This is a genomic window from Deinococcus aquatilis DSM 23025 (assembly GCF_000378445.1).
In the GTDB taxonomy this organism is placed as follows: Bacteria; Deinococcota; Deinococci; order Deinococcales; family Deinococcaceae; genus Deinococcus; species Deinococcus aquatilis.
In genome coordinates this window covers 24,934-42,087 of sequence record NZ_KB899723.1, presented here as the reverse complement: position 1 = coordinate 42,087, position 17,154 = coordinate 24,934, and the positions used below count along the sequence as shown (strand labels likewise).

At 60.7% G+C, this 17,154-nt stretch carries 8 protein-coding genes; 4 read left to right on the top strand and 4 right to left on the bottom strand.

All coding sequences use genetic code 11. The features are described from left to right. Window positions 1-216: 216 nt before the first annotated feature. From F561_RS0115480 to F561_RS0115465, 3 genes are all read left to right on the top strand, one after another. Window positions 217-6,510, top strand: a complete 6,294-nt coding sequence (locus F561_RS0115480; protein ID WP_019010874.1) for a UvrD-helicase domain-containing protein — start codon at window positions 217-219, stop codon at window positions 6,508-6,510. Window positions 6,511-7,160: 650 nt separating this feature from the next. Next, window positions 7,161-9,413: a patatin-like phospholipase family protein gene (locus F561_RS0115470; protein WP_169389521.1), complete on the top strand. Its 2,253-nt coding sequence runs from the start codon at window positions 7,161-7,163 to the stop codon at window positions 9,411-9,413. A gap of 173 nt (window positions 9,414-9,586) precedes the next feature. After that, window positions 9,587-11,443: a hypothetical protein gene (locus F561_RS0115465; RefSeq protein WP_019010871.1), complete on the top strand. Its 1,857-nt coding sequence runs from the start codon at window positions 9,587-9,589 to the stop codon at window positions 11,441-11,443. A gap of 367 nt (window positions 11,444-11,810) precedes the next feature. Here F561_RS0115465 and F561_RS0115460 read toward each other — a convergent pair whose 3' ends face one another. The 3 genes from F561_RS0115460 to F561_RS0115445 all read right to left on the bottom strand — a co-directional run bounded on the left by F561_RS0115460 (window position 11,811) and on the right by F561_RS0115445 (window position 15,761). Then, entirely contained in the window at window positions 11,811-12,014 is a 204-nt protein-coding gene (locus tag F561_RS0115460) for a hypothetical protein (RefSeq protein WP_019010870.1), read from the bottom strand. An 886-nt stretch (window positions 12,015-12,900) separates the two neighbouring features. After that, window positions 12,901-14,238: a hypothetical protein gene (locus tag F561_RS0115450; RefSeq protein WP_245556545.1), complete on the bottom strand. Its 1,338-nt coding sequence runs from the start codon at window positions 14,236-14,238 to the stop codon at window positions 12,901-12,903. 230 nt (window positions 14,239-14,468) lie between these two features. Further along, entirely contained in the window at window positions 14,469-15,761 is a 1,293-nt protein-coding gene (locus F561_RS0115445; RefSeq protein WP_019010867.1) for a replication initiator protein A, read from the bottom strand. A gap of 447 nt (window positions 15,762-16,208) precedes the next feature. Between F561_RS0115445 and F561_RS0115440 the strand changes: the two genes are divergently transcribed. After that, entirely contained in the window at window positions 16,209-16,619 is a 411-nt protein-coding gene (locus F561_RS0115440; protein ID WP_019010866.1) for a hypothetical protein, read from the top strand. A gap of 343 nt (window positions 16,620-16,962) precedes the next feature. Here F561_RS0115440 and F561_RS28930 read toward each other — a convergent pair whose 3' ends face one another. Next, window positions 16,963-17,112 carry a Tn3 family transposase gene (locus F561_RS28930; protein ID WP_019010865.1) on the bottom strand — a complete coding sequence of 50 codons (150 nt, stop codon included), beginning with the start codon at window positions 17,110-17,112 and terminating at the stop codon, window positions 16,963-16,965. Window positions 17,113-17,154 lie beyond the last annotated feature (42 nt).

Here is a 17,154-nt window from a genome sequence, read left to right as displayed (position 1 = left end):
CTCACGGCCGAGCAACTCCCTTTTGAACAGGGCAGCTTGACCCTAGACCGAGTCATCGCCATCCTCGATCAAGGCCCACCGATGCCTGCGGAAGCAGAGGCGTCGCCGTCTGTAACTGGATCCAGGGAGCCTGACCAAGCTGGTTGGCCACTTCTCCTTGAACGAGCAGCAGGCCGAGCGCTTGTTGCCGAGTCTGAGACTGAGCCACAGACTCAGATGCCTGTAGGAGCAGAGACGTCGCAGCCTGTAGCAAAACCCAGAGAGCAGGATCAAGCTGGTTGGCCGCTTGTACTTGAAGAGGCTGCAGGCCGGGCGCTTGCCGCCGAGTCTGACAGGGGGCCGCAAACTCAGCAGACCCGGATTCAACTGGGCCAAGACCTCTCCATCCTGCGGGCGGCTGTGCTGGATCCGCGTCTGCTCCTGAACGCCAAGTCCATCAACACCTCCCTCCGAACTTGGTCGGCCGCGTTCATGCGCGAGTATGGTCAGCGCTTTACCTTGGTCAGCCGACAACACCTCCTGCTGTTTGAGCGGGATGAGCTGGGGTGGCGGGTCTTGCGCTGGCACTGTGAGCATCCGGACGAAGTCTTGCGCAGCGCCCTGCCGCTCACCCTCACTCTACCCACACCGAACTGGATTCCAACGGAAGTTCAGCTTCCCTTGGCGCATGCGGCGGCGGCCATGGCCTTTTCCTTGCGGACGCCCAGCCAACCGGCGCCCTTGCCTCCGCTGGTGGAGGGAGCGGCTTCAGCCAAGCCCAGACGACCTGGAGCCTGGACCGATCTGCTGCGTCCGCGCATTGAGGTGCTGGAGCGGCTCTCCCCACTGCCCCTCAAGGCCCAAGCTGTTTTGGAGCGTCTGAGAGTCGTCGAAACAGCGCTGTCCCAGGACAGTGAGCAGGTGGCCGACCCCCCACTGGAACCCAAACAGCGGCAGGTTTGGGAGGCGCAGGTTAAGGATTGCCAGCAAGCCGGGCGATTTACCCTGATGGCAGATCAGGGGCTCTGGATCTTTCAGCGCACAGATGAGGTGTGGCATGTGTTGGGATGGACCCCTGATCAAGCGGGACAGGTCGGTCACCGGGTGCTGGGAGACGACCTGCTTGACCCACACGATCATGCCTGGCCACCAGCGGCGCTGCGGGCGCGTGTAGAGGCCGTAAGCTCCTTACTGCGGCCTCCCGAGCCGGTGATTGCCCCGATCCCTGAGCCTGAGGTAGACACGCTCCCTCTGGTGGCTGTCCCAGAGGCCAGCATCCCTGCAGCGCAATGGCTGGGTCTGCTGCGGGGCCACTTATCGGGTGGTTCTGGAGATCCTGCATTGGTTCACGTAGAGCGTGTCTTGATCACCCCCAGCATGATGTTGAAACCGGCGCCATCGGGGGCCCTGGCCCGCGTCACTTGGGATGAAGAGCTTTACGGCTTGGGTCAGGCCGGGACGTTTGGCATCCTCGGCGAGCAGCAGGTCTGGGTCTTTCAACGCCCCGAGCCCGGCCGGTGGCAGGTTCACACCTGGCATCCCGCGGCTCCTGGTCAGGTGGAGACCCGGTTCCTCAATGCAGATTTTCTCGATGAGCAAGATCCTGCTTGGCCTCCTGTTGCCGTTGAAGCCTTGCTGGAACACAGCGCTCTGGCGCTTCAGGGACGGCCCCGGATCCCACCTCCGCCCCTGATGGCCCTCTGGAGTGGAGGTGGAGCCCGCCTGTTCCAAGGCTTTATGGGAAGCGTGACGGCACAGGGGCAAGTCACAGGGGTTCAGCGCAACCGGGGCGAGGAAGGGCTGGCGGCGCTGTGGCACCACACCCAGTGTGGGGGCGTGGTATGGGCCCTGCCCACCGGACGCGAAGCAGCAAGTACCCACCGGCTCCTGTCCTCTGGGATGGTGCGCACCGACGAGTTGCTGCGCCTCCTCGGGAAGCCGCTCCGGGCCGAGTTGCCCGCTCAGCTCAGCGACTGGGGAGCTTGGCTCTCTGAGCAGGGTGTAGGCGTGGCAGCGGCCGCCGCCCAAGCGCCAGAGTGGCAACGGCACCTGTTGCGGGGGCAGTGGGACGTGCCGCTCAGCGGCTTTCCCCATGCGTTTGAGGCGCATCTCGCGACTTTGGAGACTTACCTCAACTGCGAGGAGGCCCTGAAGGTCGAGCAGGACGGCGACCTCAGCCGAATTGCCTTGCTGGCAGTGCTGAGTTGGCTGACCCATCTGGATGAAGAAGGCCAGACCAGTCGTCAGCCGTGGTTTGGTCTGCATCACAGCGCTGCAGCGGTGGCCCAGCGCATCACCCGCCCACCTATTGCTTCGGCAACGCAACTCGCCCGGCGCGTGCAGGCCCGCTTCAAGCTTGACGTTCGCGAAGAGCAGCTCTCAGCCATCATGCAGCTGGTGCACTCTCCCGGCGTCCACCTGATGACCCTGCCGACGGGCGGCGGAAAGTCGTTGGTCTACTGGACGGCGGCCGACGTTTTCGCGAACCTGGACGGAAAAACGGTCATTGTTTCGCCACTTCAGGCCCTGATTGGTGACCAGGTACGTGAGGCTGGCCGTCATGGGCTGCGGGCAGAGGCGCTAACCGCAGGGCGGACGCCCCAAGAGCGCTTGAGCCTGCTCAAGGCTTATCAAGAAGGCCAAGTGAACGTCTTGTACGTCACGCCAGAACAACTGGTGCGCCATGACGTTCAGCAGGCGCTGCGCCCATGCCCACCAGACTTGTGGGTCTTCGATGAGGCGCATACCCTCACGCAGTGGGGCATGTCGTTTCGACCCAGTTATCAGCAGGCCGTCAAGGTCGTCCTAGAGCTCGGGCAGGAGCATGCGCGGGTGTTGTTGACCAGCGCGACCATCACTCTCGAAGAGCAGCGGCGGCTGGCCGCGTTGTTCGCGGAGATCGGCCCACTTCAGGTGACGGGCCGTGAGTTTTCACTCCCGGAGCAGCTCCGCATTACCGTGCGCGTCGAGGAAGACGACAATGTCCGGCTCCGGGTCATGTATGAGGCGCTTGACAAAGCGCGTCTCGCCCGGCACCAGGCCATCATTTACTGTACGACGCCGGATCAGGCCCAACAGCTGGCCGACCGCCTGATCACCTTCTTCCCCAACCAATTGGTTGGGGTGTACCACGGCCAGCTCGATGAAGACCAGCGTCGGCAGCGCGAGGCGGATTTTCTCAACAGGCGCCTGTCATTTTTGGTGGCCACTTCTGCATACGGGCTGGGGGTCAACAACCCGGGCGTGCGGTTGGTGATCCACGCTTATCCGCCAGCAAGCGTGGACGACTTTGTCCAGCAGGTGGGCCGGGCCACCCGTCATGACGAAGAGGCACAGGCGCTGCTGCTGTGCACGCCCCGAGATCTTGAAGTTCAGTTCCGGCTTCAAGCCCGTCAACTGCTCCAGCGTGAAGATTACCGGCGGGTCTTTGGTGCCGTGCGAGAGCATGCCCGGACGCTTCCCCCCGACGCCCGTGACCTGTGGCTCTCCCCCCTTGAAGTGGGACTCATGAGCCGTCTGAGTGGAGACGCGGCCCAGATTCGCCTCAAAGGTGAATTGGCTCTGCACCGCTTGGCTGCCGAGGGTGTGCTGCGGATGAATATCCTGCAGCCGACCGCTCTGGACATCACTTACACCACTGAGGAAAGTGGCCACAGCGCTTTGACACACAGCCCCGCAGCCGCAGAACTCTGGACGCACCTCAACCGTCCAGACTGCGACTCGGCCAGCGTCGCCGACCTGGCGGCCGCCGTTCACAGCGATCCCGAAGCGCTGCTCAAGCAGCTCTGCGAACTTCAGGCTGATGGACTGCTGAGTTTCACCTATCCAATTCGGGTGTTCATCAACAAAGGCACCCGTGTGGGCGGGCTGCGGGTCGCCAGCCAACGGTTGTTTGCCGCTCAAAATGTCTTGCTCAAGATGACGCAATCTCAAGAGCAGGCCACAGACCAGATCTACCGGTTTTCCGCAGATCAGCTGCTGACAGGGCTTAATGAGTCAGGCGCGCTCGACAGTCCGGCTCAGCGCAGCGACATTCAGGCTGCCCTCCGTCTGTGGGAGGCGCTGGGTTGGGCACGCACCTATCAGCCTGAAGGCATGCCTGGGTTTGCGGTCACCTTCTTGCCGGCCAAGAAGGACTTCGACCTCCTGGCGCAAGAAGGCGAGGCGCTACGGGAGGCCACCCAACACCTGGTGGAATTGCTTTACAGCTCCTCTAAAGGCACTGGCCGGAACCTGCACGTCGCTGTCGGGTACCGTGAGTTACAGGCTGCGTTCGGGCACCTCATCTCGCCTGCGCGCCTCCTCAACGTCTTGCATCGGCTGCGTCTCATCACGCTCGGCAGCGGCAGTGATTTGCGGGCGCTCGGGCAGACAGTCGAGTACCTGTCCCATCACACCCGAACCCTCACGAACCTCGACTACGGCAGCCTGCAACTGGACAACGCGGGCCGGTTTGCCCGCATCCACTTGGTTGAGGCGCTGCTGGGCTGCCGATCAGAGGCGGAGGTGAGGACATTTGTCACGGGGTACTTCCGCACCCCCCTGGGCGAGTTCTTTGAACAGAATTTTGACCTTCCGTTGGGGGAAGCCCCGCCTTGCCGCTTGGAGGACCTGGCCAGAATCCAACTTCTCAGCCGGGAGCAAGCCCAAATTGTGGGCAGTAAGGAACGGGCGCTGTTGGTCGTGGCCGGCCCGGGCTCCGGCAAAACCCGGACGGTGGTTCACCGCGCCGCACATCTGTTGAGGATCGAGCGCATCCCGGCCCCACGGATTTTGGTGGTGGCCTTCAACCGCGCCGCCGTTCGCGAGCTGCGCCAGCGGTTGTACGGGCTGGTGGGCCGGGAGGCCCATGACCTCGACATCTTGACCTTCCACGCTTTGGCCCTGCGCATTTTGAACATCAACCTTTCAGACCTGGCCCGTCAAACCGGCCAGACCAAAGGTCAAGCCCTCGCCCAAGCCTTGTCCTCCGCCCTCGAGCGGCTGCGCAGCGAAGGAGAAGACGACGGGGAAGAGCGGGCCCTGCTGGAGAGTTTCAGTGGCCGCTACGACTATGTGCTCATTGATGAGTACCAAGACATCGACCGCGACCAGTACGAGCTGGTTCGGCTGCTCGTGGGACACGGTCAGGGGGAAGATAAGGAAAAGGCCCGCTACAACCTGTGGGCCGTGGGCGACGACGACCAAACCTTGTACCAGTTTCGCGGGGCTCAACCTCAGTTTCTCCAGCAATTTGAATCGGAGTACGGCACTCAGCGTCGGGTGCTGAGCGATAACTACCGCTCGCTCCCTGAGATTACTGCGGTGGCCAATGGCTTGATCGCGCGCTCGACTGCCCGGACAAAGAGTGAACCTCACGAGCAGGTTCGGGCCGTGCGCGCCTCAACGGGGCAGCCGGCCGTCTTGTACCACCAATTGCCAGACCGCAGTTCCCGTCAGTTCGTTACCAACGAGATCTTGCACCTGTTGGCCAGCGATTCTTCCCTGGTACCGAGTGACATTGCCGTGTTGGCGCCGCGCTGGAACGCGCTCGCACCGACTTGGGCGACCCTGCGGGAGCTGGGCGTGCCGGCCGAGCTGCTCCGGGGAGGCACCGCCTTGCCCCCGTATCTCAGCCCGCATACGCAGGGGGCCCTTAATGAGCTGGACCGGCGGGCCAGCGGACTGAGAAGTGGGTACCTGCTCCACCAAGACCTGGTGCAGGCCCTTGAACGGGCGAAGATCGGCGTGCACGCGCCCAGCATCCAGCGGTTGCTGCGGGCGGGCCAGCAGATGGATGAGGAACGCCGCGTCACCGGCCTACTCGAGACGCCTGTGCTGATCCGTTCGCTGCATCACGACCTCAAGGAGCTGCTCGTGGAGCCGGAGGCGATTGACGAGCACCGCCGGGGCGTTACCTTCTCCACGTTCCATTCGGCCAAGGGCCTCGAATTCAAAGTGGTCTTTGTGGTGGGCACCAAACCTTACTATCCGCCCCGGGAAGACAAAGCGGCGCTGTGGGAAGCCCACCTGCGGAGTTACTACGTGGCGCTGACCCGGACCCAAGATCTCCTGTACCTCGTCGACCTTCCGGGTGCAGGCTGCGAGTTTCTGCCGAAACCCGGCACGGTGCCTCAGCTCCACCGGGTCACGCGTTCACACGCCGAACGGCCCTTGCCGGATCAGGGCCGAGTTCACATCACCTATGACCATTTTGGTGATGTCTATCTCGGTCATGCGAGCACCCGAACCCAACGGGTTCAGCAGCTCTTGTCAGATTTGACCGAGCATCCCCAGCCGGCAGCCTGTGAAGTCGAGTGGCAAGCGGGGCGGGGCGGGAAGAAGCGGGCCAGCCTGGTGTTTTCCAATGGGGCAGGCAAGGTTGGCTCGCTCAGCAAAGGCGCCACCGGGGAGCTGCTGTCCATTTTCCCCAGGCGCAACTGGCTCTCGGCGGGCGTGCAGCTGCTGGAAGCCACCGAGTTTGAAGCCGACTCCGGCGAGCAGCACCTCGTTCCCGTAATTGATCTAAATCTCATCACGACTTTTGACTGAAAGGGAGAAGGAGTTCAGGTTGCTGGGTCGGGCATGCATCCCCGAACTTGCAGCCGGAGACGCGCTGTCGGTGCAGGGCACCGCTGGTCACCGGGAACCGGGCGGTTCCTGAGCCCAAACGTCTCTCCTTGAGGGCGGCGTGTCGCGGGCGGCGATCTGTACGCCGCGCCCCGAAGGGTCTAGAACGGGCAGCCCGGAGGAGTTCGGTCTTACAGCGTGCACTGCTTTTCATCCCCTGTGAAAGTCCAAGACGTGAACTCAGTTGAGTCAAAGTCGAGCTTAACAAGCATGGCAACCGAACCATAGATCACTTGAATCTGGCCGGGCATTCTAGAAGCGGGGCCCAACCAGCTCGCAGCAAACTCGCCTTCATCTTTGCCTCTTCATTTGACTGTTAGGAAAGGGGCCGTGACTCTCATGAACTGGGTTTTACGAAGACATGGCGCAGAGACAACCTGTCGCAGATCAAAAGAGGCTATACCGGCCCAATCTTCCTAGATGCACTCCCTTGGCAGTGAAATATGGTGTAATAAATGGCGAAATTAACCTTGTGACCCGGATAACGTTGCAAGGGCTTTCGCCCGCGCCTTCATTTATGACTCATCTGCCGTTCACCGCTCAGAGTGTGAGACTTCTGCATGGAGGCTGTCATGACCTTCCGGAACGTTCCTGCCCCAGACTCGAAGACCCAGCGGGCTGTATATAACCCTGCGAACGCACCAGAGGCTCCACCTGAGTTCCCGGAAGACCTCCCCGAGCTGTTTTGCAATCTGGTGATGAAAGGTGGCGTGACCAGCGGCATCGTATTCCCAGGAGCGATCCGTGTCTTGGCCACCCGGTACCGCTTCAGACACATCGGAGGGACGTCGGCGGGCGCTATAGCCGCTGCATTCACGGCAGCGGCCGAATACTACCGCCGCGAACAACCATCAGGTAATGGCCGTCACAAAGGCTTCGAGACTATCTGGAAGCAGAGTGATGAGTTAAGTCAGCGGCCTGAACAGGGCAAAAGTACATCGGCACGGACCCGGCTAGAAGCGCTGTTTGCGCCCAATGACGGCACCCGAAAAACATATGAACTGATCTCGGCCTTAGCCAGCGTTGAATCCAGGCAAAAGAAGAATTTGGACGCAGACTCCAATGTTCGGCGGCGCCGAACCGCATTCGCTGGTCAACTGGTTTGCGCCCTCCTGAAGACCCACCCGTTGCCAACCGGGGTTACCGGCTTGGGGGCATTGCTGACTGTCGGGGGCGCCGCTTGGTGGCTGAGTTCAGGCCGCGCCACAGGCTCCGCTGCCCTGATGCTAGCAGGGACTTGGGTCGCCGGCGGCGGCGCAGCCAGTCTCCTCAAAAGCACGTTGGTGGACGGCCTGAAGCGGCTCAATGACAACGGATTCGGGTTGTCACGCGGATTTGAACCTGAAGCTGTCGACGAGCCAGAGCGTTTCACCGAATGGATGCACCGCAACCTTCAACAGATCAGCGGCCTGAACACGTCCGGAATCCTGACATTCGGCCACCTCGCACCCCGACACTATGAGCTGGAACGTGACCCCCGGGCGATTTTTGATGCCCAAAGTACAAAACAGCGTGGGCTGAATGATCGGTTGAAATACGGCAACATCTCCCTAGAAGAGCGGCGCCTCTTCCGAGACTACGTTGCCTCAGACATTGATCTGAAACAGGTGGTGACCAACCTGACCTTTGGTCGTCCTTACACTTTTCCCTTCAACCATTCGACCACAGATGATCGGAATTTCTACTTCAAAGAAGATGAGCTCAGAAAGTACTTCCCAGAGGAAATAATCGATCATCTCTGCGCCTACAGTGAGCTGAAAATCCAGCTTGTAAGTGACAAAGAGCCGTATTATCGGTTGCCGCCGGCACAACACTTGCCCATCTTGATCAGCACCAGGATGAGCATGAGTTTTCCAGGGCTGTTTACTCCTGTCCCTATGTATTACGCAAGTTGGATCAAGTTTCCTGATAACCCGGACGAACTCCATGAGGGCGAGGCCTTCAAACGCACGCTGCCCAAGGGCTGGAAACCTGAACCCGCCGGCAGAGCGCGTATAGAACGCGTCTATTTTGGCGACGGTGGTTTGACGAGCAACTTTCCCTTGGGGCTGTTTGATGACCTCATTCCCGCTGAGCCGACCTTCGGTCTGAATCTCACTTATCCAAAAAGGCCGGTCAACGCAGAGACAGGAACCCCCATTCAAAAAGACTTTGGTGATGGCCAGCTTCTTCGTCCCGTGTTACTGAAAGAACCCAACGAACGAGACAAAGACGGCAACAACACCTGGACGACGGCGCGCAATACGTTCAACAGTCTGTTCGGCTACGGCTTGGCGATTCTTGAATCTGCCCGCAATTGGTCGGACAATTCGCTGCTCAACCTGCCGGGATATACGGAACGTATTGCCCACATCAATCTGACCGGATCTTTGGGAGGCACCAACTTGGCCATGGACGCCGACCAGATGACCGAGCTGCGGAGACGCGGCATGATCGCCGGCTACAGCTTGATCTATCGGTTCTCGGGGAATGAACTGATTGACTACCGAGGATCCGACGAAACTAGCTGGAACACCCCTTGGAGTTGGGACATCCACCAAGCGAACAGTTTCATCCGTCTCACGGCTGACCTCGAAAAGTTGCTGCAGGAATATGCCCTAGCCTACAAGGATCCGGTTGCAAATGGACTATGCCCAGCCATGAAACGGGCGTTGGCGCAGGTTCGCCTTCAAAACGCAGCGCCATTTGCCCCACTTGACGGTTCTCTTCCAGGGGGCACAAAAATAGACCAGCTCATCAGTCTGGGTGCGTCACATACGCAGCTGAGGGGCTACCGAAAACTCCGCGGCAAACGCAGCGTTCTGAAGTACCGCCCGAATTTTTAAGTCGAAGTTGCTCAGGAGAGAGGTGGAATTCCATTCTAGAGCTCTGAAACGGTCATCCACCCCCAAAGTTCTCGCTCCGTACCGTGCAGCACTCTGGAAAATCGTCTGTGGTCTGTTGAAAGGGTTAAGCAGTCCGGCCCCATATTAACTAAGGCTACTGTTTAGGAGTCTCTATGCTCGAATCGTTGTGGCTTTTGGCAACGCTCGTCATTCCGCCGCCGTTTACCGCGACCGCTGCCACGAACTATTCAGTGGAGAATCAGCCAAAGCAGTACTACGGCGCCGTCACGCTGGAGAACCAAACGCCGGAGCTCCTCTCGTTACAAGTTCGCCTTGGGTGGGACGCCGCCCCCCTGCCGCCACAGGTGCGGGTCTCTACTTCACTCGGTGCTTGCCCTGAAGCGCGGCCAGAGCAGACGAGCTTGGTGCCAATCACGCTTCAGGAGAAGCAGGGGAAGGTGAGCTTAACCGCTGCAGAAACGCGTTGCCTTCATATTGGTCCACTGGCCGAACGCATAACGCTCGTCTTTTGGTCTACGGCCCCCAATGGCGTAGAGCAGGTCTCCCTGACGCCTTCGCCTGTTCAGAATGGACCCCTCAATGCGGCCCTGCAGCGGGTGGAGTACGTGTGGCCGTGGAGGAAGAGCACCTGCGCTGCTGACGCAGTCAAGAGTACCCTGATCAGCCCCGAGGGACGCACTCTACAGGTCTGCCAGACGTCGAGTGAAACAGTGACCGGCGTTCCAGGGTGGTGGGCGACCACATACAGCGGCGTCCTCAAAGGGGTGGAGGATGTGAACGGTGGTAAGGTCACCGCCACCGTCACCACGAAGCATCATTGGATGTTTGCCATATTGGCGGTCGTCTTGGGGTTACTCTTTGCGGCTTGGCGAGAGTTTCTGCGTACGGTAGCGCCAGCTGCGAACGACCTCAAGGAAAGGGCCGCAGGGCTGCCACAGGTCTATCCTGATGTCGGGCCCTACTCCCTGCAGTTCGACCAGGCTCAGTTTGTCACCAACGTCGACAAGCGCTTGACATTCGTCACCCTTGGACGTACGCCTACCCTAGATATTCTTGAACAGCAGCGGGCAGCAGCGGCCTCGTGGTCCGCGTTCGAGGCGGCCTATCTGCGCCTCGTTACTCCGCCCGGCACCACATCCTCGGGAGCCACTTCAACGCCCCCATTCTGGTATGAGCGACGGTTTGCTGGATATCAGCCCTATTCTGATCCCGTCCAGAGCTCGCCTGGGGTCGTCACTATTTTAAATGACTTGGCTGGTGGATATCAGCCCAGAATGCGAGCAGGTGAGCCCGGTGCACCTGCTCAACGGGATGCGGCAGGTGGTGCCACGAGATATGCCAGTGAGCCTAAAACGATTGACCGCTGCATTGATCCTGCTGACTTCACGCGTGTGCTAAGCGTCATGCGCGATGGGGCAACCGTCGCCAGCCTTCTGGAGGAGCTTGACCTTCCCCGCTGGCACACTGAGGTGGCCAGCGCGCCCGCAGCAAAGACCGCTCTGATGGGGTTGGAGCGGGCGCTCTACAAACCCGGCATTTCACCGGGAAAGCAGTTGTCCGCTGAGGATATGGGCGCGTATGCGCGCCGGTTGTCAGCTCATTACGACCGCTTCTTGGTGGCGCATGACCGGGCCAAGGCCCAGGGTCTCCTCACTGGCCCAAGCGCCCAGAGTAACGTGGCCTTTGCTTATAAGACTTTCGGAACCACAGCGGCCACGGGAGGCATTGCCTCAGGCCGTTCACGGGACGCGGAGGGTGACCGCGACCAGGCTGCAGACTGGGGACGCAAAGACGTGGCCTTGTGGCGCTCCCAGCGCGGCGCACTGCTGTTTTGGTCAGCGTTGGTGCTGGCGGTGGTCTCTGGATTGCAGGCCGTCTACTTCAAAGACAATCCATGGGGCACTCCTTGGGACTACGTGGTTGCCTTGACGTGGGGAAGCCTGCTCTATACCGGCTTGGCGTCCCTCTCAGAAGCCCTAATCGCTCTCCGTGCCCCAGTCCGGCAGTAGGTGTAGGTGCCAACAACAGTCTTCCACCACCTGCACCATCCAGCGAGCGACCGGATGGTATTCGATATCGGGCCAGGGCAAGGGAGCCCCCCGCCTTCAGTTCGTCCAGGCCTTACAGGCGACCCAGAGCACCTGGCTCCGATCCTAGGTTCAAGGTCGCGCTTGGACGGAGTTGCTCGCCTTGATCAAAGCCAGTGACCGCTTGGGGGCCGCTTACGAGTGTTCTATGCTGATTGTTTTGCTCGCTGGTTACCTGAATCCCGATCAAGCGCCTAATCTGTGACGGGTGGGATGGTCTGTTGGCATTAAAAAGCAGGTGGCCGCGGCGAACTGGGCACCACGAGTTCGACCTCGTTTGACTGGCGTCTCAGGGCGGTGGCGCACGAACAGGCTGAGCGCCCCTTTGAGGACGGACGAACTGCTCGGCGTACCCGGAGGCGTCCAGATGGGCCAGGAAGTCCTGCTGGGCGTAGAGCAGCATCTGGTGGGGAGAAATGTTTGGGTACTGGCTGCGCTGAAGATGCTGCAAGCGGGCGCGCACCCTGGCGGGCTGCATAGTGATCCTGGTCATAGCTGAGGATGCCCCAGACCCGTAGAGCCCGGCCGGCGTCCATCAGCGCCCGTCGGTCGCGGTCTGGACACCCCAACCACTTCTTGAGGCCTTCGAGGCAGAGTTCCCGCCCGAAGCGGGGAGAAAGCCGCAGCAGGTCAACCAGGGTCTTCTCGAGCGTATAGGTCGTGAGGATCCGTCCCGCGACCGGCAGTGCCTGCTGGCCGAGGTCATAGGAGACGGCGTTCCAGTAAAACAGTTCGAGGGGCATGCCAGCATGGGTGATGGCCCGCCGATTCGCCGGCAGAGCGAACTGCAGCCGGCTGGGGACGGTGGTGGTCAGGTCGTGCAGATGCAGGGCGCTGACCAGGCAGGGGCGAGCAGAGGGAAAGCGCAGCTGCACTTCCAGCAGGTCGAGTTGATCCGCGGGGATGGGGGAAACCCCGGCCGAATCGACCGGTGAGGGGTACCTCAAGCCACGCGAGGCGCGCGACAAATCAGGCCTCAGCGACGCATACGAGGTCACGCCGAGGGGGCAGGCACTGCTCAGAAAAGAGGGGTAAGGACGCCTGCCGGCTTCCTCCTCAGCCTCGAGGTGCCTGCTGGCCCCGTGTGACGCGCCGGAGAACTGGCCCTGCCACCCGAACCACCCCACAGTTGGCACAGGACAGGTCGCCGCCGGGTTGCACTGGGGCTCGAGCTCCAGTGCACAGTTCCTCCGCGTTCCGGTCACTCGGTGGAAAGGGGTGACCGTGCCTGACCGCGTGCTGGACGATGGTCATTGCGCAGGAGTGTCGGTCGGGCTCGACGTCGTTCATGGGCAGTTGGCCTCCCCTAACTCAATGAAAACAACACAACGGCTGCACTTCGTCTGATCCCGTCCATCGCCGGAACGGACTATCGGCCGTCATCCGTCCGGCATCCGCTTGCTGGCGATGATGCGGGTCAGCAAGGCTAGGGCACGCGTCAGGTCATACTGCGCCAGAACAACCTCCGCATCCTGAATGCGTCCGGGGAGACTGCTGGTCTCCGATTCCATCTGCGCAGCGTACGCTCTGAAGCGCTCCAGCGGGAGATGAAACCCGCGTGACCCCACGGAGGTCTCCCCCACCACCAGCAGGGCGCCGCGATCCAGCCGAACGGGCCGGAGCACCCCCTGATCCAACATGACTTGCGCGGCGCGGGCCTTGACTTCGTATAGGTAAGCCTGCTCCCGGCGTAAGGACGGCGCGTCTCTGTGCCGGGGATCCTGCTGAAGCCGAGCGCCGATCACTTTGGCTTGGCTGTTCACGGCCTGCAGGGCCAGAACCGGGTGCAAATGCCGAAGGACACCCACGGGTAGCCGTCCCGACGAACGGGCCTGTCCGAGCGACCGCCAGTCGGTCTGGCTGATCCACGGCCCAAACGTCTGCAGGAGGGTGGGAAGAGCTTCTGCTGGAATGAGATCCAGAAGTCCCACCGTAAGGAGAGTCGAATGAGGCACGCTCCAGAGTCCGACACGGATCTTCCTGGGTGCCTGGGTCGGGGCGGCATGAAAGGCGGCCAGAGCGGCCGCCCCCAAGACCAGTCGCCAGAGCAGTTCTACCTTCAACCCGCACTGCACGCGGATAAAGACAGGGCACTCGTCCACCATGACGTCACCGACCAGAGGGCGGGCGACGCTGGCTGACGAGAGCAGTGCATCCGGCCAGGGAGCGCCCAGCAACCACGTCAGGTGTTGCTCCTTCCTTGCCGAGCTCTTCACAGTAGTCACCCGATCCGGAGCTACCGAATCCAGAGCCCAGCGCAGGGTGAGGGCCAGGTCTTCAGGAGTCAGCACGTGCTGGATGAGAAAACGGTCACGCCGGCCCTGAACGTGCCGGGCAAGCTCATGAAGTCGGGCGCCCCATTCTGAGGAAGCAGTGCCGAGGTAAAGGTCATGGAGGGTGACAGGTTGAGGGCGACCGGTGGACGCTTCGATCTGCCAACGCAGCAGTTCCACGGTGGCGTCCTCAATTGCTGGGTCGGGTAGTTCAGGCCAGGGGTGGGAACCTACAGTGACGGCGGGGAGCCGCAGAGGCGGGGTGAGCAGTTCCTGTTGCAGCCGCCTGGCCCATACCGTGTCCCTGTCGAGCATGTACCGCAAGGCTCGGCTAGTGAGCGCACCCTGATTCACAAAGGTACTGTACTCGTCAGAGCGGTACAGGGCCTGGGTGCGTCCAGCAGTGAGCGCGAATGGTTGATTGGCTTGAATGGCGCCCGTCAACAATCCACGTGCTAGCGAACTGTATGACGCCAATCCATTGCCAAGTTCCTTAGGCTACGGAGCAAGCTACTGTCCTCAATTGCTAATGCGCCAAGAAATCCTTCCAAAATCACTTGCTCCCTTGCGGGGTGAGGCACTTTGGAGGAAAACCATGGAAAGCAACGAAACCAGAATTCCGCTGGGTTCGAACTTACACTGATGACAGGGAGAGCAGCACGGATGGCAAAGACTCAGAGGTCGACAGATAACAGCGCCCGAACCAGAGGCAGCGCCTGGTCTTTGGTCCGCTTCAGTGCGTCCAACAGGGATGACAATCCATCCTCGCTCAACTGATCTATGGCTTCAGCCGCCGCCACCGAGGGAACTCGGCCCAACTTCAGTTTCAGCAAGACCCGGGCCGTCTCTCTCGGCTTGGAAGGCAAGTCGTCCATTGCCCCTTCACTGGAACCCGCTTTCGACCTGGCTGGGGCCTTGCTGACGTTGTCCGTGACCGCGTAGCCCCATTTGCCAGGATTACGAATAGCATCCACCACCGACGCAGGGATAGAACGCGGCTTCCACCCCGTGCCCAGTCGCTCATCAATCACCCGCAGTGCGGGCACAATCCGTTGGGGATGGTCGGCAGCCAGAGCTTCGGCCACCGGACGGGTGACGCCCCGGTCCAGCAAACGGTCCACCAGCTCCGGTTCCGGCGCCGCCAGGAAGGTGTAGGTGATGCTGCCCGCCTTGCCACGTCCCTTATAAATCGCTTCGTGCAGGTAAGCTTCGCCTTTCAGCCGCTCATGGGCCAAGTCCAGCGTCCGCTTGGCGTTGTCGGTGCGTTCGTCTTCCAACCCGCAAGCGCCAAACCAGTCCCGCAGGGAGAAAGTCAGTTCCCGGGCCAGGGAGCCATCCGGGGTCACCCGGTGGGCCTGAAGCACCCGGTAAAGGCTCCGGGCCTGAGGCTGACCCAACCGGGACAGCAGCTCACCGTCCAGAATCTGAAACAGACCAGCCCGGATGGAAGCGGCAAAACTTGGAACAAAGGTAATTTTGATGTGCGACGTGTCGCTGAGTTCCCGGCTCGCAAAAGGGCGGTGGGAGCCGGTAGCTTGATCCATCACCTGCATTTCCGCGATGATTCCGGTGGTGATGGTGGTGCCCAGGTGCCGCTGCTCTTTTTCATCCCACTGGGTACGGATCATCGTCCACTTCACTCCACCCAGGCGCAGCAGGGAATCGCGCAAGCCGGTGTAGTACTGGCCGTTGCGGGCATGGCCGCTCAGAGTCAGAATTTGCGCAGCAGTGACCTCGATGCCGTTGGAGTCCGGGCAGCCTGAGCGGAAGAAGAACGTTTGTAGGGCCAGCAGAATATCGGCATCTCTGCCCCGAGGACGGCCATGGAAGGCGCTGCCGGTGACGCGGTACATCACCTCACCGATGGTGTAGTCCACTTCCCAGGTAGTTTCCGTGGGTGACAGGTCCCGCTGGACGCTGATGATCCCGGCCCGGGTGAGGTCTATTTCGCTGATCCGGATTTCCACCTTGATCTGATTCTACAGTCAAAGAAAAGATAATGATTTGATTGTCAATCAAGGAGAGGAAATACAGGGGGTATGCATTGTGTGGGGCGCAACGCGGGACAGAGTATGCCTCAGTTCTATCTCGCCTTTACCTCACTCCTGTCGCACGAACACCTCAGTTCTATCTCTTGGTTGCCTCAGTTCTATCTCTGGTTCACCTCAGTTCTATCGTGGAAAACTGAGGGAGAAAGACGTTGTTGAGGGGGCTAGAGCGATACTTCTGAGGGATTGGCGAGATAGAACTGAGGGATTGGCGAGATAGAACTGAGGGATTGGCGAGATAGAACTGAGGGATTGGCGAGATAGAACTGAGGGATTGGGAAAGCGCAGTTGAGAGGAATATGGCCTATGGAGGCGTGATGTTCTTCTCCTATTGACCTCTTTCAGTGCCGTACCATGCTGAAGGGGATGACCGCTCTGCCTCAGCCTCCGCACGCGCAACTGCGGAATCAGCAGGCGTTTGAGACCTGTGTCGCGACGACCCTACAAGTGCTGGCAGCCGTCGAATTTGCGCCAGCCTTACATCACACCCAGCCGACCCGGGAGATCCTCTTGGCATTCGCGGCGGAACTGGACCGGCATGCGGGAGAGATTGCAGCACTGGCGGGGGAACAGTTCCTGGATTTGCCGGCGCTTGGCCAAGGCTGGTATGAACGTTTGATCTCAGGGCGGGATGAGCCGCTGCCTGCGGCCTACCACGCGTTGCAGTCGGTGGCGTATCTGGGCTTGGACGGGGGCACGACAACCGCAACACTGCTCTCCGCCGTGGCCTATGCGCTGCGGGTGCTGGACCAGCGGGAAGGCTGTTGCTGCCACTGAAGGCCCGTTCCACTCCCTGAGCAGCGAGTGGTCTCCTTGTGACTGGCTCTGCAGCAGGTCAATGGCCACCGAGGATCGGCCCCGGTAGCGGCTCACTTCCATGGCGAAGTAGGTGCGTCATCCGAGCAGGTGAAGGTTCCACGTCAGTGTTCAGGCATCCAAGATAGGTTCTCAAACCGGAAGAGAACCGCCATCTGAAAGAGGGTGTGACCTAGCGAAGCCCCCGTTTTCCGCCATCTGCAATGGGTACTCTATAAGGGTATCGGCGTCTCAATGGGCAAGTGTTATGCCATGTTCAGCGTAAACGTGCCGTACGGGTTGATGTGTTGCCATTTCGGTAGGGTCAGTGCCCGCAAGCTGCGAGCGTGAGCTGCCCGTGCCATTCAGGGCCTGCCAGTACCTGCTGCATCATCAACGTATTGACGTTGACCAGGCTGACTTGCAGAAGATGCAGACACGGCATCTGCACTTCGTGGTCTTCAATCCGGTTCATGCGTCGCTTAAGCCCGCGTTGAGCGCGTTCCTTTCATCGGTT